General features: G+C 51.1%; 22 protein-coding genes. 14 read left to right on the top strand and 8 right to left on the bottom strand.

Features of this window, described 5'->3' with window-relative positions:
* The first annotated feature begins 126 nt into the window (after nt 1-126).
* From AC506A_RS14170 to AC506A_RS14155, 4 genes are read left to right on the top strand one after another with little or no spacing between them, the layout of a single operon-like run.
* The gene (locus AC506A_RS14170) at nt 127-1,749 is read left to right on the top strand and encodes a spore germination protein (protein WP_495461637.1); all 1,623 of its coding nucleotides are present in this window, start codon (nt 127-129) and stop codon (nt 1,747-1,749) included.
* 3 nt (nt 1,750-1,752) lie between these two features.
* Nucleotides 1,753-2,874, top strand: a complete 1,122-nt coding sequence (locus tag AC506A_RS14165) for a GerAB/ArcD/ProY family transporter (protein ID WP_495461636.1) — start codon at nt 1,753-1,755, stop codon at nt 2,872-2,874.
* Nucleotides 2,843-4,069 carry a Ger(x)C family spore germination protein gene (locus AC506A_RS14160; RefSeq protein ID WP_495461635.1) on the top strand — a complete coding sequence of 409 codons (1,227 nt, stop codon included), beginning with the start codon at nt 2,843-2,845 and terminating at the stop codon, nt 4,067-4,069. Before AC506A_RS14165 ends, AC506A_RS14160 begins: the two co-directional genes overlap by 32 nt.
* Before the next feature lie 12 nt (nt 4,070-4,081).
* On the top strand, nt 4,082-4,288 hold the full coding sequence (locus AC506A_RS14155; RefSeq protein ID WP_495461634.1) for a CLC_0170 family protein: 207 nt from the start codon (nt 4,082-4,084) through the stop codon (nt 4,286-4,288).
* Nucleotides 4,289-4,360: 72 nt separating this feature from the next.
* Here the strand turns inward: AC506A_RS14155 and AC506A_RS14150 are convergent, their stop codons facing one another.
* Nucleotides 4,361-5,593 carry an NAD(P)/FAD-dependent oxidoreductase gene (locus tag AC506A_RS14150; protein ID WP_495461633.1) on the bottom strand — a complete coding sequence of 411 codons (1,233 nt, stop codon included), beginning with the start codon at nt 5,591-5,593 and terminating at the stop codon, nt 4,361-4,363.
* A gap of 20 nt (nt 5,594-5,613) precedes the next feature.
* On the bottom strand, nt 5,614-5,937 hold the full coding sequence (locus AC506A_RS14145; RefSeq protein ID WP_495461632.1) for a MocE family 2Fe-2S type ferredoxin: 324 nt from the start codon (nt 5,935-5,937) through the stop codon (nt 5,614-5,616).
* 179 nt (nt 5,938-6,116) lie between these two features.
* Between AC506A_RS14145 and AC506A_RS14140 the strand changes: the two genes are divergently transcribed.
* Complete coding sequence (locus AC506A_RS14140; protein ID WP_495461631.1) at nt 6,117-8,417, top strand: discoidin domain-containing protein; 2,301 nt, start codon at nt 6,117-6,119, stop codon at nt 8,415-8,417.
* A gap of 175 nt (nt 8,418-8,592) precedes the next feature.
* Nucleotides 8,593-9,195, top strand: coding sequence for a DnaJ family domain-containing protein (locus tag AC506A_RS14135; protein WP_495461630.1), 603 nt, complete (start codon nt 8,593-8,595; stop codon nt 9,193-9,195).
* 279 nt (nt 9,196-9,474) lie between these two features.
* On the opposite strand, the gene AC506A_RS14130 is transcribed toward AC506A_RS14135, so the two are convergent.
* A complete protein-coding gene (locus AC506A_RS14130; RefSeq protein WP_495461629.1) occupies nt 9,475-9,765 on the bottom strand; it encodes a hypothetical protein in 291 nt (96 codons plus the stop codon).
* A 103-nt stretch (nt 9,766-9,868) separates the two neighbouring features.
* Between AC506A_RS14130 and AC506A_RS14125 the strand changes: the two genes are divergently transcribed.
* The 4 genes from AC506A_RS14125 to AC506A_RS14110 all read left to right on the top strand — a co-directional run bounded on the left by AC506A_RS14125 (nt 9,869) and on the right by AC506A_RS14110 (nt 12,149).
* Complete coding sequence (locus AC506A_RS14125) at nt 9,869-10,006, top strand: hypothetical protein (protein WP_495461628.1); 138 nt, start codon at nt 9,869-9,871, stop codon at nt 10,004-10,006.
* A gap of 3 nt (nt 10,007-10,009) precedes the next feature.
* Entirely contained in the window at nt 10,010-10,375 is a 366-nt protein-coding gene (locus tag AC506A_RS14120) for a VOC family protein (protein ID WP_495461627.1), read from the top strand.
* A 32-nt stretch (nt 10,376-10,407) separates the two neighbouring features.
* Nucleotides 10,408-11,181 carry a helix-turn-helix domain-containing protein gene (locus AC506A_RS14115; RefSeq protein ID WP_495461626.1) on the top strand — a complete coding sequence of 258 codons (774 nt, stop codon included), beginning with the start codon at nt 10,408-10,410 and terminating at the stop codon, nt 11,179-11,181.
* A gap of 134 nt (nt 11,182-11,315) precedes the next feature.
* On the top strand, nt 11,316-12,149 hold the full coding sequence (locus tag AC506A_RS14110) for a phytanoyl-CoA dioxygenase family protein (protein WP_495461625.1): 834 nt from the start codon (nt 11,316-11,318) through the stop codon (nt 12,147-12,149).
* A gap of 347 nt (nt 12,150-12,496) precedes the next feature.
* Here AC506A_RS14110 and AC506A_RS14105 read toward each other — a convergent pair whose 3' ends face one another.
* Both AC506A_RS14105 and AC506A_RS14100 read right to left on the bottom strand, forming a co-directional pair.
* Nucleotides 12,497-14,245 (bottom strand): response regulator transcription factor, encoded by a 1,749-nt coding sequence (locus tag AC506A_RS14105; protein WP_495461624.1) that lies wholly within the window; start codon nt 14,243-14,245, stop codon nt 12,497-12,499.
* Nucleotides 14,242-16,086 carry a sensor histidine kinase gene (locus AC506A_RS14100; RefSeq protein WP_495461623.1) on the bottom strand — a complete coding sequence of 615 codons (1,845 nt, stop codon included), beginning with the start codon at nt 16,084-16,086 and terminating at the stop codon, nt 14,242-14,244. The genes AC506A_RS14105 and AC506A_RS14100 overlap by 4 nt, the downstream gene beginning before the upstream one ends.
* A gap of 170 nt (nt 16,087-16,256) precedes the next feature.
* Here AC506A_RS14100 and AC506A_RS14095 point away from each other — a divergent pair, with 170 nt between their 5' ends.
* The 4 genes from AC506A_RS14095 (at nt 16,257) to AC506A_RS14080 (ending at nt 20,786) form a co-directional block, all read left to right on the top strand.
* Nucleotides 16,257-17,144: a carbohydrate ABC transporter permease gene (locus AC506A_RS14095; protein ID WP_495461903.1), complete on the top strand. Its 888-nt coding sequence runs from the start codon at nt 16,257-16,259 to the stop codon at nt 17,142-17,144.
* Between the two features lie 2 nt (nt 17,145-17,146).
* Nucleotides 17,147-17,980, top strand: coding sequence for a carbohydrate ABC transporter permease (locus AC506A_RS14090; RefSeq protein ID WP_495461622.1), 834 nt, complete (start codon nt 17,147-17,149; stop codon nt 17,978-17,980).
* Nucleotides 17,981-18,103: 123 nt separating this feature from the next.
* Nucleotides 18,104-19,438 carry an ABC transporter substrate-binding protein gene (locus AC506A_RS14085; RefSeq protein WP_495461621.1) on the top strand — a complete coding sequence of 445 codons (1,335 nt, stop codon included), beginning with the start codon at nt 18,104-18,106 and terminating at the stop codon, nt 19,436-19,438.
* A 136-nt stretch (nt 19,439-19,574) separates the two neighbouring features.
* Complete coding sequence (locus AC506A_RS14080; RefSeq protein ID WP_495461620.1) at nt 19,575-20,786, top strand: PQQ-dependent sugar dehydrogenase; 1,212 nt, start codon at nt 19,575-19,577, stop codon at nt 20,784-20,786.
* Nucleotides 20,787-20,870: 84 nt separating this feature from the next.
* Here AC506A_RS14080 and AC506A_RS14075 read toward each other — a convergent pair whose 3' ends face one another.
* The 3 genes from AC506A_RS14075 to AC506A_RS14065 all read right to left on the bottom strand — a co-directional run bounded on the left by AC506A_RS14075 (nt 20,871) and on the right by AC506A_RS14065 (nt 24,290).
* Nucleotides 20,871-21,482, bottom strand: coding sequence for a PadR family transcriptional regulator (locus tag AC506A_RS14075; protein ID WP_495461619.1), 612 nt, complete (start codon nt 21,480-21,482; stop codon nt 20,871-20,873).
* Nucleotides 21,483-21,488: 6 nt separating this feature from the next.
* Nucleotides 21,489-23,105, bottom strand: a complete 1,617-nt coding sequence (locus tag AC506A_RS14070; protein ID WP_495461902.1) for an MDR family MFS transporter — start codon at nt 23,103-23,105, stop codon at nt 21,489-21,491.
* Between the two features lie 960 nt (nt 23,106-24,065).
* Nucleotides 24,066-24,290 (bottom strand): hypothetical protein, encoded by a 225-nt coding sequence (locus AC506A_RS14065; protein WP_495461618.1) that lies wholly within the window; start codon nt 24,288-24,290, stop codon nt 24,066-24,068.
* Nucleotide 24,291: the final 1 nt, after the last annotated feature.

Genomic DNA, 24,291 nt, shown 5'->3' with positions numbered 1-24,291 from the left:
GCGGTGCAGAGTACGATAATCTGCACTGCCGCTTTTCGTTTTGATCCGCCTCATAATAGTCTTGTTCATTTTAGGGTAAATTACTACTATTATCCATCGGTTTGATGAGAGTAGGCAGAGGAAACGATGAAGCATGCACAGCGCAAAAGCAAATCGAGATCTATAACCAAAGCGTCAGCCCCGATTTTGGATGACCAATTAGATATCAGCATTACAGGCAGGTTGGAGGAAGCTATAGAAGCCGTACAGAGCATCATGATGGATGATGGCGATTTTATCATGCGCCGCTTCCATCTATTCGGACGCTATGATGCGGTATTGTTTTTCTATAGTACGATGTCAGACCTCGCGACGATTAACAATCATATTCTTAGGCCGCTTATGCACTTGCCTGCGCACTTGGAAGGCAGAAGCGTTGAGCTGCAAGGATTGCGCGATATCGTGATCAATGACGTCTTATATCACAGCGGCGTCGAGTCGGAAACAAAGCTTTCCGGTCTGATCTCGTGCATCCTGCGCGGGGATACCGCAATGGTCATCGAAGGATTGGAGGAAGCGTTCTCGATCAGCACGAGCAGCATCGAGAAGCGCGCTGTCGATCAGCCGGCTACAGAGCAAGTTATTCGAGGTCCGCGCGAAGGCTTTATCGAGATGCTGGAGAAAAATATCGCCTTGATCCGGTACCGCCTCCAGACGCCGGATCTTCGTGTTCATTCGTTAGAAATCGGCCGCAGAAGCCGCTCTAAGGTGTCCGTATGTTACCTGGATGGAGTAACCAGCACAGAGCTTGTGGACGAGGTGAAACGTCGTTTGTCCATGATCGATATTGATGCCGTGCTGGATTCCGGTTACCTGGAGCAATTTATCGAGGATAACCATGTTACCCCGTTTCCGCAGGTGCAGTATACGGAACGGCCGGACAAGGTCGTTGCGAATTTGCTGGAAGGCAGAGTAGCCATCCTAGTGAACGGATCGCCGCTTGCGCTTATCGTCCCAACGGTGTTCAGCCAGTTCTATCAGACCGTCGAAGACTATACGGAACGGTTTCTGCTCATGAGCGCCATTCGGCTGGCCAGATTGGTGGCACTTGTTTTCTCGCTTGTTTTCCCTGCGATCTATGTCTCCATCATTTCCTTCAATCCGGAGCTGATTCCGACGGAATTTGCGGTAGCGGTGGCCGGCGGCAGGGCGGGCGTTCCTTTCCCTGCCATGGTTGAGGTATTAATCATCGAGATCTCGATGGAGGTGCTCCGAGAGGCGACCATTCGGCTGCCGCAGCAGGTGGGCGGAGCGCTGTCGATCGTTGGTGTGCTTGTTATTGGCCAAGCTGCGGTCGCAGCCGGCTTCGCGAGTCCGATTACGGTTGTCATTATTGCGCTGACCACGATCGGTTCATTTGCAACACCAGCCTATAATGCTGCGCTAGCCTTGCGTCTCCTGCGCTTCCCGCTGATAATCATGGCGGGCATATTCGGTCTGTACGGCGTCGTGATTGGACTCATCCTCATCGTCAACCATCTGCTGTCCTTAAGGTCTTTCGGTGTTCCCTACTTGAGCCCGCTTATTCCGGGCAACTTCAGGGGGATGAAAGATCTCATCATCCGCAGTCCGCTGAAATGGATGACGGAACGTCCAGCCTCCTTGCATACACAGGACAAGAAAAGGGTCTCCACCGGAAATCCAGCCGAGGAGCTGCCGAAGAACGTGCTTGATCCTAATGAAATCAATCCTTCTACCGAGGAGCAATAAGCCATGCAGAACCCCCGTTCAATTACGACGATTCAGTCGGCAGCCATTCTGGTCAGCACCATTATTGGTGTCGGTGTGCTGCCGCTTCCTTTGTTTGCGGTACGTGCGGCAGACGCAGGTGCGCCGCTTGTTACCCTTCTGGGCGCACTGGTTGGATTCATCGGGCTTGGTCTGCTCAGTATACTGGGTATGCGGTTTCCGAAACAATCCATCGTGGAGTACAGTGAGGCCATAATTGGCAAATGGCTGGCCGCCATCGGGACTCTATTGATTATTGCCTTCTTCGCCGTACTGACTTCGCTTGCCGCGCGCGAGTTCGGTGAGGTTGTCGTCACCTCCGTACTCAAAGATACGCCTCTTGAAGTGACTGTCATCGTGATGCTGCTGCTGGCAGCCGTTTCTACACGTAACAATCTAGTGACCTTTACCTATATCCATTTGTTCTATTTTCCGTTTCTCCTTGGGCCTGCCCTGCTCATTGTCGCGCTTTCCTTAAAGAATGCGGACGTAATCAATCTTCAACCGATATGGGGAAATAACCAAGCTCATATGCTGCCTGGTATTCTGACGGTTGCCTCCTTGTTTCAAGGCTCATTCGTCATGACAATCGTCATTCCCGCCATGCATAATCCGAACAAGTCGATGAAAGCGAGTCTTGCAGCGATGATCGTTTCCGGGGGTCTGTATGTCGCAATTGTCATTGCAGCGGTAGGCGTCTTCGGTGCCGAGGAAATTCGTAATTTGTTATGGCCGACACTGGAGCTGGCTAAGGCTACATCGCTGCCAGCCAATATCTTGGAGCGGATGGATGCGGCGTTTCTGGCGGTTTGGGTAACGGCGGTATTTACGACACTGTTTTCGAGTTATTATTTGATGATTCGCTTCATCAGCAATTTGTTTCGTTTGAAGGATCATAATATGTTCGCTTTCTTTCTTCTACCGTTTGTTTTCATCATGGCGATACTCCCTCAAAATATTTTGCAAATGTATGACATTATTGAAGATATCGGGCGGATCGGATTATTTATTACAATTGGCTATCCGGCACTTCTGTACATCATCTCACTCATTCGCGGAAAGAGAGGCGAGCGCTATGAGGCAGAGCCCTTGGATCCGATCGGTTAAGGTATTGCTTGCCATCGTGCTGGCAGTGCCGCTGCTGAGCGGCTGCTGGGACCGGCTTGAAATAGAAGAACGCGCCGTTGTACTGGGTATTTCGATTGATGAAGCCGGCAAGCGAACGGAGGAGGAGCGAGAGTCACAGGTTACGCAGACAGCGCCTCAGATTGATATGGTTCGGGTAACGGTGCAAATCGCACTGCCTGGCCGGATTCCGCTGGGACCGGGAGAAAGCGGAGGCAGCAGCGGCGCCGGCACGCAGGAAACACTTTGGGTGCTGGATTCAGTAGGACATTCCGTCGATGATGCGCTCATGAACTTGCAGCAGCAGCTCTCTAGCAGATTGTTCTTCGGACATTTGCGCGTCATCGTCGTGTCCGAGAGCATCGCCAGAAGAGGGCTTGAGAATGTCAACGATTTCTTCCACCGTAATTCGGAGGTCAGACGATTGGCATGGCTCATGATAACGAAAGGCAGCGCGAAGGCGCTCATGAAGGCTGCGCCAAAGTTGGAGCGGGTACCGACGCTATATTTAATAGCAACGCTGGATGAAGGCATTCGAATGGGTAAATTTCCATCCAATTATATCGGTACTTTCTGGAGCAACTCCGTAAAGCTTGGCGAGGAAGGCTTCCTGCCTTACGTTGCTATTCGTAAGGAACAGAACGTCCAAATTACCGGTTTGGCTTATTTTAGAGGAAATAAGATGGTTGGCCATACAAACGCGAGTCAAATCGGAGCCTACATGGGGATCAAGGGCATTAATCCTGCGGGGTACCGCATCTTTGTCGATCTTGGCGGACCGACGAAGAACGTGATGACGACAATCACGCACCGGGACAAAAAAATAGATGTGCACATCGTGAATGGGCTGCCCCGATTCACCATTCATATCGCCCTTGAGATCAATGTGGAAGAGAAGCTTAGCGAGGCAGTTGCCATTGCGGATACGAGTATCTTGAAGCGGATTGAACAAGATGAGAAGAAGAAGGCCGTTCAGATTTATCGAAAATTTCTCAAGCAGACCCAAGACGATGGCTCCGATATTTTCGGATTTGGTGAATATGTGCGCGCTAGAAAGCCGGGGTATTGGAATTCACGGGTTCGCACGAAGGAGCGCTGGCAGGAGATGTACAAGGAAGTCGATTTCGATTTGGATGTCCAAATTAATGTAAGACGAGTCGGTATGAAATCCAGATAAGGGGGAGAAGGCATGCTCAGTGGAGGCTTTGTCGCCATTAGTTACATCGGTTACTCCATCCCTTTATTCGGGTTAACGGGTATTCTCATTCTGCAATTCGATATTAAGGAATATCGGTTCAAGAAAATGGAGAAAGAGCGCAAGCTGTCCAAGGTGTTAGGTTGGACAAACCTCGGTTTAGGAGCTGTATTGCTTATAGGGGATTATTTTTTCCTGTAATGATGGAGCCAAACATGCACAATAAAATCGCCCTCCATTATGCATATAGGCATAATGGAGGGCGATTTTGCATTATTTGAGCAGCGATTTCAATTTGGTGCTCGCGCTGGCGAGAACCGCCGGATCGATGACGGCTTTGCGCTCGATGAGCATCTCTGCCAAGCGAATGTCCTTCGCGATGCCGGGACCGATGCCGCTGGCAGCTGCCAGCGTGCCATCTTCCGCCAGATGGAAGAAGAAATGCACATTGTCGGCCGATTCGCGTTTGATCTTGATTGCACTGCCGAAGTCGACAAGGCCTGCTACCTGCAGCGACTCGTCGTACTGATCCGACCAGAACCAAGGAATAGCTTCATACGGCTGATCAGCGCCGAGCATATTTTGCGCGGCATGAATGCCTTGATCCTGCGCATTGCGCCAGGATTCAAGACGGACGCGCTTGCCGCCGTACAGCGCAAGCGGGAAGGAGCAGCAATCGCCGGCTGCGAAGATATCCGGGTCGCTTGTGGCGAGCTTCTCGTTTGCACGGATGCCATTCTCGATTTCAAGGCCGCAGCTTTCAGCCAGTGCAATCTCAGGCACAGCTCCGATGCCGATAATGAGGGCGTCGCAGCGGATCGTCGTGCCATCTGCCATTTCAATGATTTGCGTGCCGTTATCGTTCGTGATGCGGCTGATTGCCGTGCCGATTTTAAACGTAACGCCGGCTTCGCGATGTCGCGCTTCCACGACATTCGCAATTTCCTCGGGTACGCCTCGCGTCAGAATACGCGGACCGACTTCAAGCAAAGTAACGTCGCAGCCGCGCTCGCGAGCGCTCGCCGCAACCTCAAGGCCGATGAAACCGCCGCCGACGATGACGATATGTTTGCCCGGGTGCAGCTGCGAACGAATCGCAAGCGCATCGGAGAATGTACGAAGGTACAGCGCGCCGGACGTATCGGAGCCTTCCATGTTCAGCTTACGCGGACTTGCACCTGTTGCAAGCAGCAGCTTCTCATAAGACAGCACTCTGCCGTCTGCCAGCAGAATGCTGTGCGCAGCACGATCAATGCTTGTTACATGGCTGTCCGACAACAGCTGAATATGAAGCTCGGCGAGCTTATCGGCATCCAGCATGAATGTCGGAGCCGGTGCTTCTTCTTCGAGCAGGACGCTCTTCGATAGCGGCGGGCGCTCGTAAGGCGTACGATTTTCTTTGCCAATCAGCGTAATGCTGCCTTCGTAGCCTTGATTACGAAGCTCCATGGCCGCATTCGCGCCAGCTTCGCCGGCGCCGATGATAACCATACCTGGTTGTGTCATAAAAGCTTAAATCCCCTTCATTAGCCAATTTTGATATAGACCTTGCCCGATTCCACTAGAACCGGATAGGTTTTGAGATCTTCACATACAGGAGCTTTCTTGCCTTGTCCCGTCGTATAGTCGAATCTGCCGTTATGTTTCGGACATTCAATCGTATGTCCCATCACCAAACCATCGGATAAGTGAACCTTCTCATGGGTGCAAAAGCCGTCGGTTGCGTAAAATTTCCCTTTATCGGAATGGTAGACAGCAAACGTCCGGTCTACGTGATCGAAACGGATGACATCCTCCTCATCAATATCGTCAACTTCACAAACTTCAATCCAGCCTTCAAATGTACTCATGTGTTAACTTCCTCCTGTTCGTAATGGTGAAACGTTTCACCTTGTCATTCCATTATAAACATTGGGCCTTCTACTGTCTATTCTACAAAACTTACATCTAATTGTGTAAGGGTTTTCATATAAGTGTTCTTAAGGCGGACATCGTCTGACTGATTACAAACTTAAAGGAGGAATTTATAATGATTCGACAGGTCAAAAGGAGCGCCAGTCTTGCCGTGCTGACGACACTTGCGGTGAGTGTGCTGGCGGTGCAGCCCGCTGCTGCAGCGACAACGGTGATTGTCGATCCGGGTATCCGCTCACTGCCGTTCGGCGGTTGGGGCACCTCGCTTGCTTGGTCGGCGAATTACACCGGCAATTGGACGAGTAAGGACACGCTGGCGGATTTGCTCTACAGCACCACAAACACAGATGCTAATCCGAGCGCGATGTTCAACATCGCGCGTTACAACATTGGCGGAGGCAATGATCCTGCCTATGTCAGCTCCATGCGGGTCGGCGCAGCGGTACCGGGGTATAAAGCGACATCGGCTTCCGCTTACGACTGGACAGCGGATGCGAACCAGCGCTGGTGGCTGCAAGCGGCCAAGTCCAGAGTGCCGGCAGCTGATTTCAAGGCGGATGCGATTTCCTACTCGGCGCCGTATTGGATGACGAAGAGCGGGCAATCGACAGGTAACTCCGATCCGAGCCAGGACAACCTGCAGACGGGGTACGAAGCTCAGTTCGCGGATTATTTGACCGAGGTGGTAAAGCACTTTCGGGACTCTTGGGGCATTACGTTCCGGACGCTGAATCCTATGAATGAGGCGAACTCCAACTATTGGGCAGCCGGCGGCAAGCAGGAGGGAATGAAGGTTTCGGCAGGCGCGAAACAGATCGCCCTTATTAACGCGACCAATTCGGCACTCCAATCGAAAGCGTTAACGGGCACAACAATCAGCGGTCTTGATGAAACGAGCATCGCCATGTCACACAGCTCACTGGACAGTCTCGATGCAACGGCGGCAGGTGCTATCACGCAGTTTAACACGCACACCTACAGCGGCGGAGATCGTCAAGGGTTATACCAGAAGGCTGTCGGTAACGGCCGCAGGCTGCAAATGTCCGAGGTAACCACTTCCTCCGGGACGCATGATCATAATTCGGTGTCGGCCTACCTCGGTCTAGCTTCTGCCATCACGACCGATCTCAAAGATCTTGCCCCCCAAGAGTGGGTGTATTGGCAGGCGATTGAGTCCGAAGCGGAATCGCTCGCAGGGAACGGCAATTGGGGATTGATCCATTTTGCCTCTGACGGCACACAGAATTATTGGATGACGAAGAAATATCATGTAATGCGGCAGTACAGCAATTTCATTCGTCCGGGGTACAAAATCATCGCGAACAACGATGCCAAGACGATCACGGCACTTGACCCGGCAACCGGCAAAGTATCCATCATCGTTTATAATGACACAGCCTCAGCTTCCAGCTACACGTTCGACTTGAACAAATTCGGCACCGTGACCGGCTCCGTGCAAGCTTACCGGACGTCATCGACGGAGAATCGCGCCACACTATCGACCATTGCGTTGTCAGGCAAAACCTTCACGACAAGTCTGCCCGCCAATTCGGTTTCTACATTTGTCGTCCAAACAAGCGGAGGTACGAGCAACCTCGTGCAAAATCCGAACTTTGAAGCCAGCGTCGCAGGTCAGAACATTCCGGGCTGGATAACGTGGGGCGGGGATTATAAGGGGACGAATATCGATGCCGATTACACGCAAGCAGGCGGAATGAGCGGTGGTTCCTACGAGGCGGTACATTGGAAAGCGGCAGCCTATACGGTTTACACCAGCCAAGATATCAGCCTGCCGAACGGAACGTACACGCTCAAAGCGAACGTAAGATCAAGCGGCGGCCAAAGCCAAGCGAGAATGGTGGCCAAAAATTACGGAGGCGCAGAGCTGTCTGTGAACATTCCGACGTCTTCCACCTATACGACAGTCACGATTCCGAGCGTCCCGGTCAGCAATGGAAGCGTACAGATTGGCTTCTACTCCGTTGCAAACGGCGGGAACTGGATTGCTTTTGACAATGTGAGTCTAACGCCGGTGAACTTGGGTCTGAATAAGACAATCACGGGCTCAAGCCAGTGGGATGCGAGCTATACGCCAGCCAAAGCCAACGACGGCGACTCGGCGGGAACGAGATGGAATTCGGCTTCGGGAACAAGTGCGGGGCAATGGTTGCAGATCGATTTTGGCAGCAGTACGACGTTTAATACGGTGGTGCTCAAGGAGTACGATACCCGGATTACGAGCTTCAAGATTTCCTATTGGAACGGTTCTGCATGGGTGGACAGCGCGACGGGGACAACGATTGGGGCGAGCCGGACGGTGTCCTTCGCGTCGGTAACGGGTACGAGCGTGCGGCTGCTGATTAATTCGGCGACCAATACGCCATCCATCTATGAGTTTGAGGTGTACAATCAGTAGCAAGAAGGGAAGCGATGGCCTCTCACGGTCGGCTGCTTCCCTTTTTGTGCGTGGAAATTGCGCGTCGTTCAAGGAATCTACAAAGGTTTAGGGTACATGTTCGCACCAATATTTGTAAACTGCTAGTAAGAAGTGTTTCTTCGTTTACTAGTCTATGATAGGTGGTGAGCAGGAGATGGGGTTTTGGTTCAGAAAGAGCAAAAAACAATTCATATCAGTCGATATTCCTCAAGCAGACGAAGTGCCGATTGTGAAGTCCGAACCTAAGGTGGAATCTACTGCGGAAACGGAGCAGGCAGAGCGTGCAGTTGAATCCAGGCAATTTTGGAATTCCGGTCTGTCCACGCAGGACTGGATCGGCGAGATGTACCGAGAACAGGAGCGGAAAGGCGCGTTCGATCATCTGCCGGGGAAAGGTAAGCCGGTGGAGGTACCATCAGGCGACATCACGAATCGTTTCCTGAAAGAAGCGAATTTCTTGCCAGCGTGGCTGATGCTTCAGCATGAAATCCGGAATCAGCTGCAGAAGCTGCTCTTATTATCTGAACAAGGTAGCAGCAGCGTCGTCGTCGAATCTGAACTAACAGATATCAACAAGAAAATTATGAAATATAACAATATGGTTCCGAGTGCGATTTTGCAAAAGAGGCGGATCACGAAGGAAACGAGCAGCAGCAGCTTGAGCTGTGGAAATAGAAAGCCAGCAGCCGACTCGAATCGGCTGCTGGCTGCTGGCTTTCTGTGCATCCCAATGCCCAGCCAACGTTTTGTTGTTTAGGCGTACGGAATATTCTAACGAACCGTAGGGGGCTTATTTGCTCATTATTGGCACCGAAAATATTCTAACGAACCGTAGGGTCACTATTTGACTGTTTGTGGCTATTTGTGAGCCGATTGTCTCCAAATAAGGCCTCTACGGTTCGTTAGATTCTCGAAGCCCTGACATTCGGCTCAATAAGGCCTCTACGGTTCGTTAGATTCTCGCGGCATGCAGGTTGACTTCCCATCTGCGCTCGCTTAATAATCAAGTTACAGATGGAAATAACTAGGACGAGGTCTATTCCTTGGATACATGCTGCTTGAGTTGAGCTTGTTTCGTGACCAGCTGTTTGGCAAGATCGGCCTGGGTACGAGTGATCGTTTTGATCTCCTCATTTAACTTATTCATCCGCGACATCTTGCTGCTTAAATCGCTGGCGGATTGACTTAATTTCATGTCGCGCTGCAGCTGTTTGATCTTTGCTTGTGTTTTATCCAGCTTGGTCTTCGCTTGTGGAATCTTGCTCTCTATATCAGCAATTTCTCGTTGTAATCGATCGACAATTGCTTTAGTGAAATTAATGGACATGTAGGGCACCCCATACTCATTTAGTGTAGCTGAGTCCCCATTTTACTATATATTGCCCGGTTAAGCGAGGAACGGAAGCTGAAGAATCAGAGGAGGTTACCGGATGCAGGAACTTGTCGGACATTGCGAACAATGCAAGAAGCCTATTTACTGCAGAGATGGTTTTCTTGAAGGCACTATTTTGGAAGATGGGAAGCTGGTCTGCATGACGTGTTCAAATCAGGAAGAGAAGGAGCAATAACCAATGCCGATTCAATTAAAAAGCACGTATTTGACGGTTCCTGTAAGCAGCTTCACGGAGTCCATTGCATGGTATGGTGAACATCTGGGATTTCGAGTGGTGAAAGAGGATCCATTTTACATCGAATTAGTGAACGAGTCGGGTATTCGCATCCTATTTCAACAGAACGAACATCAGCTTCATTCGCATTTCGTTTATCCGGATGGAGCGCCGCAATCCTCCTATGGCTTCATGGTGGACGATGCGGAGGCTGCTTATCATGAGTTTGCTGAGCGAGGGATTAAGGTCGGAGAGCTCTTCGATTATCAAGGGAAATCGTTCTCGTTCTACGATCCGGATGGCAATTTCATTGAAATATGGAGCTTGTAGCGGGATGATTGTCATGTAGGAGGTAGTCAGCATTGATCAAACTTCATTCATGTTATGCGAAGGATTTTCACGGCAAATGGGAAATGAGCCCAAGCCCCACGCAGTTTCACATCCTGCTCGTCGTGACCAAGGGGAAGATCATCTACTACGTTAATGATGAGTCTGTTTTGCTGCAAAAGGGGGATGTTCTCTTCATGCCGGCCGGCTCGGTGCGCGGCGGGACTTCACTTGAGGAGCATCAGCGATATGCGACGCATTTCACGCTGGAGGATCATGATCGACAGCTGCTGCCGCTGCTCGCGGAGAATCGTTTTTGCAAAACCACCATTAGCGGGTTTGAATATTTTAAGCAGCGATTCATGCTCTTGAAGCATCATTGGCTGATGAAGGGACCGTACTCGGAACCGACGTGTTATGCGATTTTGCTGGAGCTGCTTGGCATTATCAATTATGAACGGGACAAGTGGAAGCTGCCGGCCAAGAAAATCGAGATGGCGGAGGCTATCAAAACCTACCTGCTCGATCACTATAGGGAATCCGTTTCGCTGGATGATCTGGCCCGCTTGACGGAGCGGACGCCGAATCATGTCTCGCATTTGTTCAAGTCAGTCACGGGATTATCGCCGATCGATTATTTGCATCATGTTCGAATCGCGAAGGCGAAGGAGCTGATGTTCGATCGAATGATGTCGATCAGCGCAATCGCGGAAGAAACGGGGTTCTGCGATCAGGCGTATTTTAACCGCGTGTTCAAGAAAGTGACAGGCTGCTCCCCTACGGCGTTCATGAACGGCAGGACGGGCTGATCTGCTGGACTGACAGCGTTACCACAATAATCGTTGAATCGTCCAAAAGAAAGCTAGATCGTTACTCGAAAGGCACCCGTAAACCTTCTATGATAGAGACAGAATAAGTACCTATCATACGGAGGGGATTATACGTGGATCCATCATGCTTGCAGTATGCATTGACCGAAGAAGAACGGAAACAGTTTAACGAATTGGGTTATCTGATTGTGGAGAATGCGCTCACTCCAGAGCAGGTTGCGGAACTGACTGCGGAATTTGACCGTATTTATGAAGATAAACTTGAAGCTGGGCATGACCCGAATACGGCATTGTTTTATCCAAACTTTATTCCGGATCACAGTTCGTTTCTTAATCTGGTGGATTACGAGAAAGTGCTGCCCAAGGTATGGGATATTCTTGGCTGGAACATCTACTTGTACCATGCGCATATGATTGCGACTCCTCCATCTGGGAAGGCGAAGAGTGATGCAACGTTCGGCTGGCACCAAGACAGCGGACGCGTGAATATGGAGATGGAGTCGCATCCACGTCCACGTTTGTCGCTGAAAGTCGCCTATTTCCTCTCCGATGTATCGGAGCCGGATCGCGGTAACTTCTGGGTCGTGCCAGGAAGCCACCTCAAAGACACCCTGGATATGCCGGCTGATCGGCAAGGCCAGCCGGAAGGCGCGATTCCGGTATGCGTGAAGCCGGGGTCAGCGGTCTTCTTCGATCGACGCACCTGGCACGCCGGTTCGCCGAACTGGTCGGACTATACGCGCAAAGTATTGTTCTACGGTTATGGCTATCGTTGGATCCGCACGAAGGACGATATGACCGTGCAGCATTTGTGGGAGAGTGCCGACCCGATTCGTCGGCAGCTGCTCGGCGCAGGCGTCAATTGCAACGGCTACTACAGCCCGACGGATGAGGATGTCCCGCTGCGGGGCTGGCTTAAGGAGCATCAGCCGGAATTGGTTCGATAATGGGAAAGCTGCCGATCGTTTGATCGGCAGCTTTTTTTTGAGTGTCGAGAGTCCCACGTGTTTAGTTTTCGGAACTGCATAAGAGCCATCTTCCAACTTGTAACGGTTGTGACAGTGGTTATTTGGCTTAAAAAGCCCGTTTTTATTTTCTTACGGTTGTAAGAGGGCTTATTTGGACATTTTCCGATAGAAATCAACCATTTTGCAGCGAATAACCATGCTCACAACCGTTAGAATTATAAAAGTATTTCATTTCATGAAATAGACACGCTGACAACCGTTAAAGAATCAATCCACACGTGGTGATCTACATGCGCCGAGCTTTCTTGGTTTCCCGCCCACCTCCGCTACTCCATCCCATACTGCCGCTTGCGGAACTCGCTTGGCGTGCAGTCCATTAGCTTCTTGAACACTTTGCTAAAATACTTCTCATCCTGGAAGCCGGACATTTCGGCGATTTGTGTGATTTTCAGATGGGCGCTGGCTAGTAGGATCTTCGCACGATTAATGCGGCAGATGGTGATGAAGTCAGATACGTTCTGGTTCAGCTCCTGCTTGAATTTGCGTGAGATGTACTCGCGGCTGAGATGAAACTTGTCCGAAATGCTCTGCAGCGTCAGGTCCTCGTGAGCGAACTTCTCGATATGAGCGGCGATGTCGCGGATCGTGCTGCCGCGCTCGCTGACCGCATTCAGCCGGGCTCCGATCTCGCAAGCCTCGCGGACGAAAGCTTCCTTCCACGCCGCATACTGGAATGCACCGCTTGCATCTACCGGCAAGGAGCTGCTGCCTTCCCTCGAATAAGGGATGTCCGCCCGGGCGACGACATTGAGGCTGCCTTCCCAGATAGCAGCGGCAAGCTGAAATTCCCGCTGCCAGAGCAGCAGATTCTCCGGCGTAAGCCGGTTTCGCTGATCGAGTGCATCGAACCACAGCTGCAGCGCGCGGCGAATATTATCCGGGCTGCCGCTTTGAACGGCGTAGCGCACCCGTTCCTCGTAAGGACTGAAGAACAGCGCCGGGTCCGCAGTAGTAGCAAAACCGGGATCAAAGCAGTGAATGCTTTTACCTGTCTGCAGCAGGTTCCTCTGCATAAGAGCAGTCCGCGCCTGCCGATAGGAAGCGGTCAGGCCGGAAGGGAATGCGGCCGGCAGTCCGACGCCTATGGCCAGACGCGCTTTTAACGAAACGAACAAGGCGTCGTTGCACTCGACGAGTAGTCCTGGCACGTCAACCGAGTTGTCCCAGAAGAGCAAGACGATCTCTGGCTCGGCTCCGGCATGATGGCGGAAGGCATGACCCGCGCCGCGCTCGCGCAGCATCTCGTTCACGATGTTGGCAACGGCATAGGCGAAGAGATCCCGTCCGGAGGAGCCGAATTTGTCGGCAACCGCCGGCGGTGTGGAGCTTAGCTCCACAACAGCAGTCCGAATCACAGTCTCGGAAACAGCCGAAGTCGCAGCATTATTCCCGGTTGCGCCCGCAGCTTCGGCCTTCTTTCCACTTTCACTTCCGCCTACGGTTCCGTCCTTAACGACATTCTCCGCAGCATTAGCGCTTACCGCAGCTCCATACGTCATCCCAAACGGCTTCATCGCCAGCGCAAACTCCTGCGCAGAACCTGTTCCCTTCATCAAAGCAGCTAACAGCTGCTCCGAATAAAGCGGCTTGAGCTGATTCAGCTCAATATCTTGCCCGCGCGCGCGCGAGCGGCTCGCGTCCTCGCTGCGCCAGCTGCTTACCGCCCGTTCCACGGCACTAGTCAGCTGTTCCGCATCGATCGGCTTCAGAATGTAATCCATGCCCCCGAACTTCACGGCTGTACGGACAAAATCAAACGTATCATGTCCACTGATGACGATGATTTTGCTCTCCGGCGCATGTTCCGCCATCCACTCCATCAGCTTGTCACCGCCCATCATGGGCATCATCATATCCGTAAATACAAGCGCAGGCCGCTGCGCCTGAATCATCGCCATTCCGGTCGTTCCATCATCGGCCTCGAGCACCGTTTCAATGCCAAATTGCTGCCATGGCACTAGCAGCCGGATTGCTTCGCGAACATGCCGTTCGTCATCTACTATGAGTGCTTTCATCGTGTTTGGTCCTCCAATGCGTGCGGAATGTGAAGCGTCACCGAAAATCCATGCGGGTGCAAATGCTGAATACTAAGTGCTGCATCCTGCCTGAAGTAAAGCCTCAGACGGAACAGAACGTTCCGCAGCCCGATTGCGAGCCCTTCTTCCTCATCACGTTCCACCTCATCCTCCCGCATTAAAAGTCTGTTTAGCTCTGCCATACGTGCAGCGGATATCCCTTTCCCATTGTCCGATACGACGATGGTCATCGCCCCGTCATCGCCAAGAGAACTAGCTATTACAAGCTTCGCCGGCTGTTCCGACGGCATGAAGCCATGCTTGAAGAAGTTCTCCACCAGCGGCTGCAAAATCATCTTCGGCAGCCTTATGCTGCGAGTCCGCTCGTCGATCATCAGAATAATATCGAGCGAGGTGTCGAAGCGCTCCTTCTGCAAATCGAGGTAAGCCTGCACGTAATCCAGCTCCCGGCTTAGCTCTACCCCAACATCTGCCATGTCCATTTGATAGCGCATCATCTTCCCAAGCGAGGTCACGAGCTGATATACTTTCATGTTGCCATGCTGCAGCGCAACGGTCCCAACGGACTGCAGCGCATTATAGAGGAAGTGCGGGTTCACCTGCGCTTGCAGCGCTTTGAGCTGAATGGTTTTGTTCGCAAGCTCCAGCCGGTATTCTTTCAAAATCAAATTGTTAATCGTCTGCATCATCGAGCGGAATCGCTTGGCCAACAGCCCAATTTCATCATTGCTCTGGATATCGATTTGGACATTCAAATTTCCGGAATCGATCTTGTTGACATAACCGATAAGCGCGAGCAGCGGTTTCGTGAAACGGTAAGAGATGAACAGCAGGGCGATGACGGCAATGGCTAGGAAAGCCGCGCCGACCCACGTATTAATTAAAGCGGTTTCATTAGCAGTCGCGTATAGATGGCTGTTAGGCGTCTGCTTAATCAGGTACCAATTCATGTAGTTGGTCTTCACCTGCTGGTAGAAGATCATACCGGAGAACGCATTCCCATCCCAGTCAAAATGCCCCGTCTTCGCAGAGGCGCTCCGAACGGTCTTGAACCATTCACTATCCAGTCGCTTGCCAACTTGGGATTCATCGGAGGAGATCAGGACACCGCCATCGGCGTCAACCAGGTAGAAATTCTCATGTCCGGTATCGTACAGTTGACGGTTCAGATCACTCAGCACGCTCGTCTTCACGTCGATCGTGAGCTCCGCGAGCTGCACATCGCTTGGGGCCAAGAAGATCGGGCGATGTAGCGTGAAGACTTGTTCTTCCTTCACAGGAGACTTGATCGACAACCCATAATTGTGGCTCAAATGCGTCGGTTCGATGTAGGTTTTGGATGCCATCGCAATGGAACCGTTCTGATGCTTGCCGACTTTGATGTCGTCATTCCATAGTAGGTAGCTCGTGTTCTGACCTGCTACATAGAGTCTGATTTTATAAAATTCCTGCACGCTTTGATAGATATTATAGAGATGGTCTTTGAGCAAATTACGGTTCTGAATGACATCGCTGATTTGGTTCGGGAACACTTCGTTCTCCATATTGTGCTCCAAAATATAATAGAGCGAGCGAGGGACATTCATCGAATTGTAGACAGCAAGCGACTTCTGGTTGATATTGTTCATATAGTTGATGATATTCGTACCACCGAGCGCGAGCAGTCGGTTGTTCTTCGAAATAGCCTCTTTGGTTAACGAGGACTTCGTCTGATGATACGAGATTGCGATAGAAGCTGCTATGGGCAGTATAGTAGCGATTAAGAAGAGCATCATCATCTTTTTGCGGATTGTCGTGTTTTTGAACAAAGTTGTGGTCAAGGATGCGCCTCCCAAATCGACGGCTGGATTTTGGTATAAACATACGCTATGAATTGTGAGTTGGTCAATATATTCCACCATGAAGTTCACGATCGTCTGTCGATTGCGGTTATCGATATTCGCTATACTGAGGTACGAGGGTTAAGAAAGGGGACATCTATGTGCAGAGCGTGAATCGCAAAATCAAATGGCATGAATGGCTGCAGCAAACCGTATTTGTCGGACCGGGACTTCTGATTTTTCTACTTATCGTCGCGGTGCCGTTCTTTATGGGTTTCTACTATACGTTTACGGAGTGGGACGGGCTGGATCTGAACCATGCGAAGTGGGTCGGATTTCAGAATATTCATCGGATCTTCACGGATGATGAACGGTTCTGGACTGCTTTCTGGTTTACAGCGAGATTTACAATTGCGTCTGTTGCAGTAACCAATGTGATGGGGCTATTATTGGCGATGCTGCTTACGCGCAATCTGAAGAGTAGAAATTTGCTTCGCACAATATTCTTCCTGCCGAATGTAATCGGCGGCTTGCTGCTCGGCTACATCTGGTACTTTATCTATGTCCGCGGGTTCGCGGCTGTCGGTGAAGCGACGGGGCTGGAGTTCTTCAATCTCCCTTGGCTGGGTACGCCGACTACGGCATTCTGGGGCATTGTTAATGTGTTCGTGTGGCAGACAGCAGGCTACATGATGATTATCTACATAGCAGCAATTATTGGGATTCCGAAGGATCTGACGGAAGCAGCTCGTATTGACGGCGCTAATCCATGGCAGATTTTCCGCTCGATCACCATCCCGCTCATCATGCCCGCCATTACGATTTGTCTGTTCCTGACGACGTCGAATGCGTTCCGGATGTTCGATCTGAATTTGTCCTTAACGGCCGGCGGGCCGGGGTATGCGTCAGAGTCAATCGCACTCAACATCTATCGTGAGGCGCTGACGAATAATCGTTATGGGCTGGGTACAGCGAAAGCGATGATCTTCTTCTTCGCAGTCGCGCTGATCACCGTGACACAGGTTTGGTTCACCAAGAAGAAAGAGGTGGAAGCGTAACGATGGAAGACAAACAACGATATACGCCACTCCTTTTCATATTCGAGCTATTATGCGTACTATTGGCGCTGCTTTTCCTGACGCCGTTCTATTTTCTGGTCATTAATTCGTTCAAAAAGCTTGGCGCTATTCTCTTGAACGCGGCGGAGCTGCCGACGAGCTGGGGGTTTGGGAATTTCAAGCGAGCATGGATCGCGATTGATTTTCCGGTCGTGTTCATGCACTCCCTGGTTATTACGGTACTGAGCGTAGGCTGCCTGGTGATTGTAGCCAGTATGAGTGCTTACCGACTGGTAAGAAAGCCGACCACATTCAATAAGTTTCTGTTTACCGTCTATGTGGCGGCGATGATTATTCCGTTCCAATCGGTGATGCTGCCGCTGATGCGCATCACGTCGCTGTTTGAATTGCGGGGACATGTATACGGAATCGTCATTTGCTACATCGGCTTTGGCATCTCGCTCTCCATGTTCTTGTTCCACGGCTTTATCAAATCCGTGCCGCTTGAGATTGAAGAGGCGGCTGTTGTGGATGGATGTTCGCCATATGGCGTGTTCTGGCGCATCGTATTCCCGCTGCTTAAGCCGATTGCCGTTACGGTCATCATTCTGAACGTACTGTGGATTTGGAATGACTATCTGCTGCCGGTGCTGGTCATCAATGATAACTTCACCACGATCCCGCTGGCGGTGCAGAAGTTCTTCGGACAATATTTGCGCAAATGGGACCTGGCGATGGCGTCGCTGACACTGAGCACATTGCCGATCATTGCATTTTTCCTTTTTCTACAAAAACATATTATTCAAGGCATTACGGCAGGATCAGTCAAGGGGTAATAAATTGATGTTTAACTAAATTAATCAAAATATTACACTATCTAGTTCAATTTATTCGGTGTATTAGCAGAATTATGCAATCTATAATTGGAAATGTAACCAATACCATTTGGGAGGCCAATCATGAAAAAGAGATCGATATTCGCACTTACGCTAGCCACTGCATTGATCGCAAGTGGATGTTCCAGCAACAATAATAACGGGGGCAACAGCACAGACGGGGAGAACGCGAAAGCTAACAACACCGCTGCTGCAAACAATTCGGCGACGACAGAGACAACAAACGAGCCGAAAGAGCCGGTAACGATTAAAGTATTCCAATTCAAAGTTGAGATTGCAGCTGCGCTTGCGAAGATGGCGGAAGCTTATGAGAAAGAAACAGGCGTGAAGGTTGAAATCGAAACGCATGGCGGCGGCGAGGATTACAGCGCATTGCTGAAGGCTGAGCTTGCAGCAGGCGAAGAGCCGGAAATCATTACATCGAGCGGCTGGGCCGGCTTCGATCCTTATGTAGACCGTGCGGTTGATCTCTCCAGTGAGCCATGGGCGAAAGATCTGGTAGAAGCTTCCCGTGCACAAATTTCACGCGACGGCAAGCTGCTCGGCATGCCGATGACGCTTGAAGCGTACGGCTTGACGTACAACAAAGATCTCTTTGCAAAAGCAGGCATCACAACGCTTCCTCAAACGCTTGATGAACTGGAAGCGGCTTGTAAGAAGCTGCAAGAAGCAGGCATTATTCCTTTCGCATTGACCAACGAGTGGTGGTCGCTCGGTATTCATACATTTAATATCGCGAACGCAACGCAGGCTGATCCTGCTGCATTCATCGATGAAATCAAAGCCGGCACGAAGACGTTCAAAGACGATTCGCTTACGAAGCAATGGGTACGCCTTGTAGACATCATGTTCGCGAACGGCCAGAAGGCTGCGCTGACAACGGACTACAACACGCAAGTGGCTGAGTTTGCCGCAGGTAAATACGCCATGATTCAACATGGTAACTGGATTCAAGGTATGGTGGATGAAGTGAATCCGGAGCTGAACCTTGGCATGATGCCGGTACCGCTGGAAGGTGCTCCGAACGTGTTCACAGGCGTACCAAGCAACTGGGTTGTTAACAACAAATCCGCTCATCCGGACGAAGCAAAAGCATTCCTCAACTGGATGGCAACTTCGGAAACAGGTAAGAAATTCGTAGCGACTGATTTCAAATTCATCCCGTCGATCACTTCGATTCCGGCTGATCCAGCTGCAATCGGCAAAATCGCGGCAGACTTCGCAGCGTTCTCCCAAGATCACCCGGATCAAGTGAAGGGCTGGCAGTGGGATCGTTTCCCAGACGGCATCACGCAACAATTCGGTGCTGCGATGCAGGAATACATGGGCAAACGCATCAAATCCGACGAGCTGCTTGGCAAGTTTGATAAAGCTGTAGCTGACATCGTGAAGAAATAAGGAAATGGCTGAGCAGGGGGTGACCTTGCTTGGCCGTTTTTTTTTATTGGCGCAGGGGTGCAAATAGTCTTGAAATTTGAACTAGAGCTTCCAGTTATGAGATGATCACAGCAGAAGGATGCAGAGGAGGATGAGAATGAGGACATGGCGCAGAGGAACAGTCGCGGCATCATGGCTGCTCGGACTTTGTTTACTGCTTACGGCTTGCAAAGGTGATCAAGAGTCAATGGTGAAGCCATCGAACGAGAGCGGACAAGCTGCTTCGGCAGCAGAGACGCCGGTTAAATTGAAAACGATTGCCCCGGAAGGGACGCTGGATAATCCGGTTGGTATGGTCAGTGAGTTCGGTGTAACGAGCGCGCTGCACGATAAAGTGTTCGTGATCGAGCAGCCGGGCCGAGTGGTCATGCTGGATCTTATGAAACCCTCAACCAAGCCGCAAGTTGTGCTCGATATTCGGGACCGGGTCTACAGTGACGGCAATGAACAAGGGCTGCTAGGGCTGGCTTTTCATCCGAAGAAGCCTGGTATCGCGTTCGTGAATTATACGACGAAGACGCATACGGTCATTGCTCGCTTCGTAATGAGTGATCCGGAGCAACCGGAATTGCTGGATCCCGCGAGTGAGGTGAAGGTGTTGACGTACGAGCAGCCTTTCTCGAATCATAAAGGCGGACAGTTGGCTTTTGGACCGGACGACGGGTACTTATATATTGCAGCAGGAGACGGGGGCAGCGGCGGCGATCCGCATGGCAACGGACAGAACAAGCAAAGCCTGCTCGGCAAAATACTGCGAATCGACGTGGATACCGGAGCTGGCGGCAAGCACTACAGTATTCCGGCTGATAATCCCTTTGCCAGCGGTGGTGGAGCACCGGAAATCTATGCGCTTGGGCTGCGTAATCCATGGCGGTTCAGTTTCGATACGGTTACCGGGAAGCTGTGGGCGGCAGATGTCGGGCAGGATCGGCTTGAGGAAATTAACCTCATCGAGAAAGGCGGCAACTACGGGTGGAACGTCATGGAGGGGGATCTTTGCTTCAAGCCTAAGGAAGGTTGTAAGGAGGAAGGGTTAATTGCACCAATCTTCACGTATGGCCGTGATCAAGGCGTGTCCATAACAGGCGGTTTCGTGTATCGGGGCAAGGCGTTGCCAGCGCTTGTTGGTTGGTATGTCTATGCGGATTATGCGATGGGGACGATCTGGGCGCTAAGGCAGCATGAGGATGGCAGTGTAGAGAACAAAGTGCTGATCGATTCCGATCAGCTGATTACTTCGTTTGGCGTTGACGCAGACGGGGAGCTGTATATTTGTTCGCAGAAGGGCAGCTTGATGCGATTGAGCTGACCGTTTTAACAACAATAAAGCCGCTAGGCCATGTGGGGAACTGGATGCAGTTCTTATCCCACACCGTCTAGCGGCTTGTTTATCTTATTCATTTGTAGGTAGTTGCTTATACTTTAGGAAAGCTTCTAGCTGCGCTGGTGTCAGCTTATGTCCCTCGAAGAGACTGCCGGAGCGCGCTTCCTCCAGCAGCGTTGTCAGCCACTGCTTCTCCGTCTCGCCGAATTGGATAAAGCCTTGAATCATCAGCGCGGAGCCGCGAGGAAGGAAGTTTCCTTTGAGCTGGAGCACAGCATGCATACGCTCAATACGTGTTTGACAGGCTTCCAGCTGTTTGATGATCGCCGCCTCGACTTTCTTCGGATCTCCGTGCCGGACGAATGGCATCGCAAGAAACAGCGGATGCTGCGGGAAGGAAATTTGTTGGAACTGAGCGACAAGCAGCTCTTGGAAGGCATCACGTCCGGAATCCGTTATCCGATAAATCGTCTTATCCGGTCGATTCTCCCCAGGTATCGTGACGACCTCAGCCGCCTCGATCAGCCCATCCTCGCGAAGCTGGTCTACTGCATAATAAAGCGATCCATCGCGAAGCTTGAAGCATTCATTCCAGTTGCGATCTTTAATCGTCTGGCGAATTTCGTAGGGGTGGCGTTCATACTCCATGAGCAGCCCTAAGATTAAGAGCCTCATTGACATAGGTGGTTATCCTCCGTGAAACGAAGGCGACGGTTTGCCTTCGCCTTGGGGACCTTGCGGTCCTTGCGGGCCTGGTTTTCCAGGTGCGCCCGGTGTACCGTGCGGGCTGGATTTGGATGCTTCCAGCTTTGCGCGTCCCATCAAGATGGCAAAGATAAGCGCCAGTATCGGAAGAATAATCGTCCATTGGAAAATAAAGATGATGGAGTCGCCAAGCTTGCTGAGCAGCTGGGTAATGAGATCGGCAGGCAATCCCATTTGAGCTTGAACATCAGGGTTAAGCAGCGCTTGACCGCCTTTGATCTGGGAAGCTAATTCCGGATTAATATTCGGAATTTCTGTAACGCCGGATTGGAAGGCTGACTTCTGCATCGCACCGAATACCGTAATGCCAAGTGCGGAGCCGATTGTCCGGAAGAACGTAATCAGGGACGAAGCTGAACCTTTGTACTGCGGCGGTACCGCGTTAAGTGTAGAGATGTTGAGCAGCGAGAAGGACACGCCGATGCCAAGTCCAATGATGATCATGAACAAGGTAATGACCAGTCTTGACGTCTCTTCCGTCATGACGAATCCGAGCAGGAATGTGCCCACAATCAGCGTCAGCGCGGAAATGACCATCACATCGCGGTACTTGAATTTGCTGACGACACGGCCGCCAACTTGACTGCTCAGCACGACGCCAAGCATCATCGGTGTTAACACGCTGCTTGTTTCCGTAGCTGTTTTGTGGAAGACACCTTGGATGAAGAGCGGAATGTAAGTGGCGGCCGCCATCATGATACCGCCGTACAGCACGCTGATTGCCATGCTGCTGGTTACAACGTTGTTCTTAAATAGAGATAGTTTGATGATCGGGTCTTTCGCAGAACGTTCGATGAATAAGAAGGCAACCAGCAATACGCCGGCAGCGACGAAGAGCGAAATGGTTTTCACCGAATCCCATGCCCAGCCGTCTGAGCCGCCAAGCTCCAAGCCGAACATGAGGCAAAGTACAAAGCCGGTCAGCGTAATAGCGCCTGCCCAGTCAATGATTTGTTTACGCGGGTTTGAAGTTTCATGATAAGCACGCGCGATAAACAGTACGGCTAGAATACCGATCGGCACATTGATGTAGAAAATCCAGCGCCAGCTGAGATTATCGGTGATCAATCCGCCCATTACCGGTCCGAATACGCTGGATACGCCGAATACGGCACCGAATAGCCCCATCATTTTGCCGCGTTTCTCGGCCGGGAATAGATCGAAGATGATGGTGAAAACGATCGGCATCAGCGCGCCGCCGCCGATCCCTTGAATCGCGCGGTAGATGATGAGCTGCTCCATGTTCGTTGCGGTTCCGCATAGAATGGAACCCACCATGAACAGAATCAATCCGGCGAGAAAGAACCGTTTGCGTCCGTACATATCAGATAATTTACCGAAGATTGGGGTCGATACGACCATCGCAATCATATAGGCGGAGTACACCCAGATGAATTTATCGAAGCCTCCTATTTTCTCGATAATCGTAGTCATTGCCGTCGACACGATCGTTTGATCGAGTGCAGCCATAAACAGCCCGAGGAGCAGGCCTGCGATTACGAGTTTGACATTACTTCTTTTGGCGTCCACTGCGTTCATTCCTTTCGTTGTTGAGTAGTATGTACTCAAATTTGAATACCACTCATTTTATTATACTCAAATTTGAGTTTACAACAAGAAATATTTGGATGTGGGAGGGGTTATTTTTATTTTGTGAAGAAGGAGGGGGATATACGTTGCGTGGAGATGTGGATTAGGTGGAGATGCGGGGGAAATGATGCTTGAGAGTCGAGAAATTAAGCTTTCGGCTTAGATGAAGGCTCGGGCTCGCGATTGGCATGGGCTGAGAGTCCGGAATCGCGACTCTCAGCGGCGAATCGGCGGAAAAATGATGCCGAGAGTTCGAAAATCGAACTCTCGGTGCAGTCGAAGGTTCGGGATCGTCGTCGGAGAGGGTTGAGAGTCTAAAAATCGAACTCTCAGCGGCGAATTGGCGGATAAAAGATGCTGAGAGTTCGAAAATCGAACTCTCATCGCAGTCGAAGGTTCGGGATCGTCGTCGGAGAGGGTTGAGAGTCTAAAAATCGAACTCTCAGCGGCGAATTGGCGGAAAAATGATGATGAGAGTTCGAAAATCGAACTCTCATCGCAGTCGAAGGTTCGGGATCGCCATCGACGAGGGCTGAGAGTTCGAAAATTGAACTCTCAGCTCCCAGCAAGAGCAAGATTACTGTGTTTTTGGCGCTTGTTCCACTGTGAGAGCGATATAGCCGCTTAAGGTGGTACAAGCGCTTCCGAAATACTGCTGATAGCGGAATATCCGCTTACGGCTCCTAGCAATAGCGAGATTACTTGGGTTTCGGCGCTTGTTCCACTTTGAGAGCGGTATATTCGCTTAAGGTGGTACTATCGCCTTCGAAATGGTGCTGAAAGAGGCATATCCGCTTACTGCACCCAGGAAGAGCAACAAAAAAAGCCAAGAGTCGAAAACCTCGACTCTTGGCCCCATACCCGGTACTGCTAAACCATCACTCAGCCGATTAAGGCAGCGTCGCCGCCTTAATCGTTCTCAACGACGCGAGCCACAGGGCCGGCGCAGGTGCGGCATTTGCCGGTCAGCAGCAAGGCGTGTTTCTCCTCGCGGATGCTGTAATCGACGATTTCCACCGCGCCGCTGCAATTGCCGCAAAATACGTTGCGGACGAGCTTGTCCCGTATTTGTTGCGGGATCGTTTTCCATGATTGCAGCGCTTTGAGAGAAGTGACATTATCCGACTTGTTCATG

The organism is Paenibacillus sp. N22P23 (assembly GCF_059383735.1).
Note: the sequence above shows the minus strand (reverse complement) of the source record. Positions and strands in the feature narration are given on the sequence as shown.

Bases quoted from the DNA above. Each gene is read 5' to 3' on its own strand.
- AC506A_RS14170 (WP_495461637.1), top strand. From the start codon at position 127: ATGAAGCATGCACAGCGCAAAAGCAAATCGAGATCTATAACCAAAGCG.
- AC506A_RS14145 (WP_495461632.1), bottom strand. From the start codon at position 5,937: ATGAGTACATTTGAAGGCTGGATTGAAGTTTGTGAAGTTGACGATATT.
- AC506A_RS14085 (WP_495461621.1), top strand. From the start codon at position 18,104: ATGAAAAAGAGATCGATATTCGCACTTACGCTAGCCACTGCATTGATC.
- AC506A_RS14070 (WP_495461902.1), bottom strand. From the start codon at position 23,105: ATGAACGCAGTGGACGCCAAAAGAAGTAATGTCAAACTCGTAATCGCA.
- AC506A_RS14065 (WP_495461618.1), bottom strand. From the start codon at position 24,290: ATGAACAAGTCGGATAATGTCACTTCTCTCAAAGCGCTGCAATCATGG.
- AC506A_RS14130 (WP_495461629.1), bottom strand. From the start codon at position 9,765: ATGTCCATTAATTTCACTAAAGCAATTGTCGATCGATTACAACGAGAA.
- AC506A_RS14150 (WP_495461633.1), bottom strand. From the start codon at position 5,593: ATGACACAACCAGGTATGGTTATCATCGGCGCCGGCGAAGCTGGCGCG.
- AC506A_RS14160 (WP_495461635.1), top strand. From the start codon at position 2,843: ATGAGGCAGAGCCCTTGGATCCGATCGGTTAAGGTATTGCTTGCCATC.
- AC506A_RS14075 (WP_495461619.1), bottom strand. From the start codon at position 21,482: ATGTCAATGAGGCTCTTAATCTTAGGGCTGCTCATGGAGTATGAACGC.
- AC506A_RS14140 (WP_495461631.1), top strand. From the start codon at position 6,117: ATGATTCGACAGGTCAAAAGGAGCGCCAGTCTTGCCGTGCTGACGACA.
- AC506A_RS14090 (WP_495461622.1), top strand. From the start codon at position 17,147: ATGGAAGACAAACAACGATATACGCCACTCCTTTTCATATTCGAGCTA.
- AC506A_RS14135 (WP_495461630.1), top strand. From the start codon at position 8,593: ATGGGGTTTTGGTTCAGAAAGAGCAAAAAACAATTCATATCAGTCGAT.
- AC506A_RS14155 (WP_495461634.1), top strand. From the start codon at position 4,082: ATGCTCAGTGGAGGCTTTGTCGCCATTAGTTACATCGGTTACTCCATC.
- AC506A_RS14120 (WP_495461627.1), top strand. From the start codon at position 10,010: ATGCCGATTCAATTAAAAAGCACGTATTTGACGGTTCCTGTAAGCAGC.
- AC506A_RS14125 (WP_495461628.1), top strand. From the start codon at position 9,869: ATGCAGGAACTTGTCGGACATTGCGAACAATGCAAGAAGCCTATTTAC.
- AC506A_RS14105 (WP_495461624.1), bottom strand. From the start codon at position 14,245: ATGAAAGCACTCATAGTAGATGACGAACGGCATGTTCGCGAAGCAATC.
- AC506A_RS14080 (WP_495461620.1), top strand. From the start codon at position 19,575: ATGAGGACATGGCGCAGAGGAACAGTCGCGGCATCATGGCTGCTCGGA.
- AC506A_RS14165 (WP_495461636.1), top strand. From the start codon at position 1,753: ATGCAGAACCCCCGTTCAATTACGACGATTCAGTCGGCAGCCATTCTG.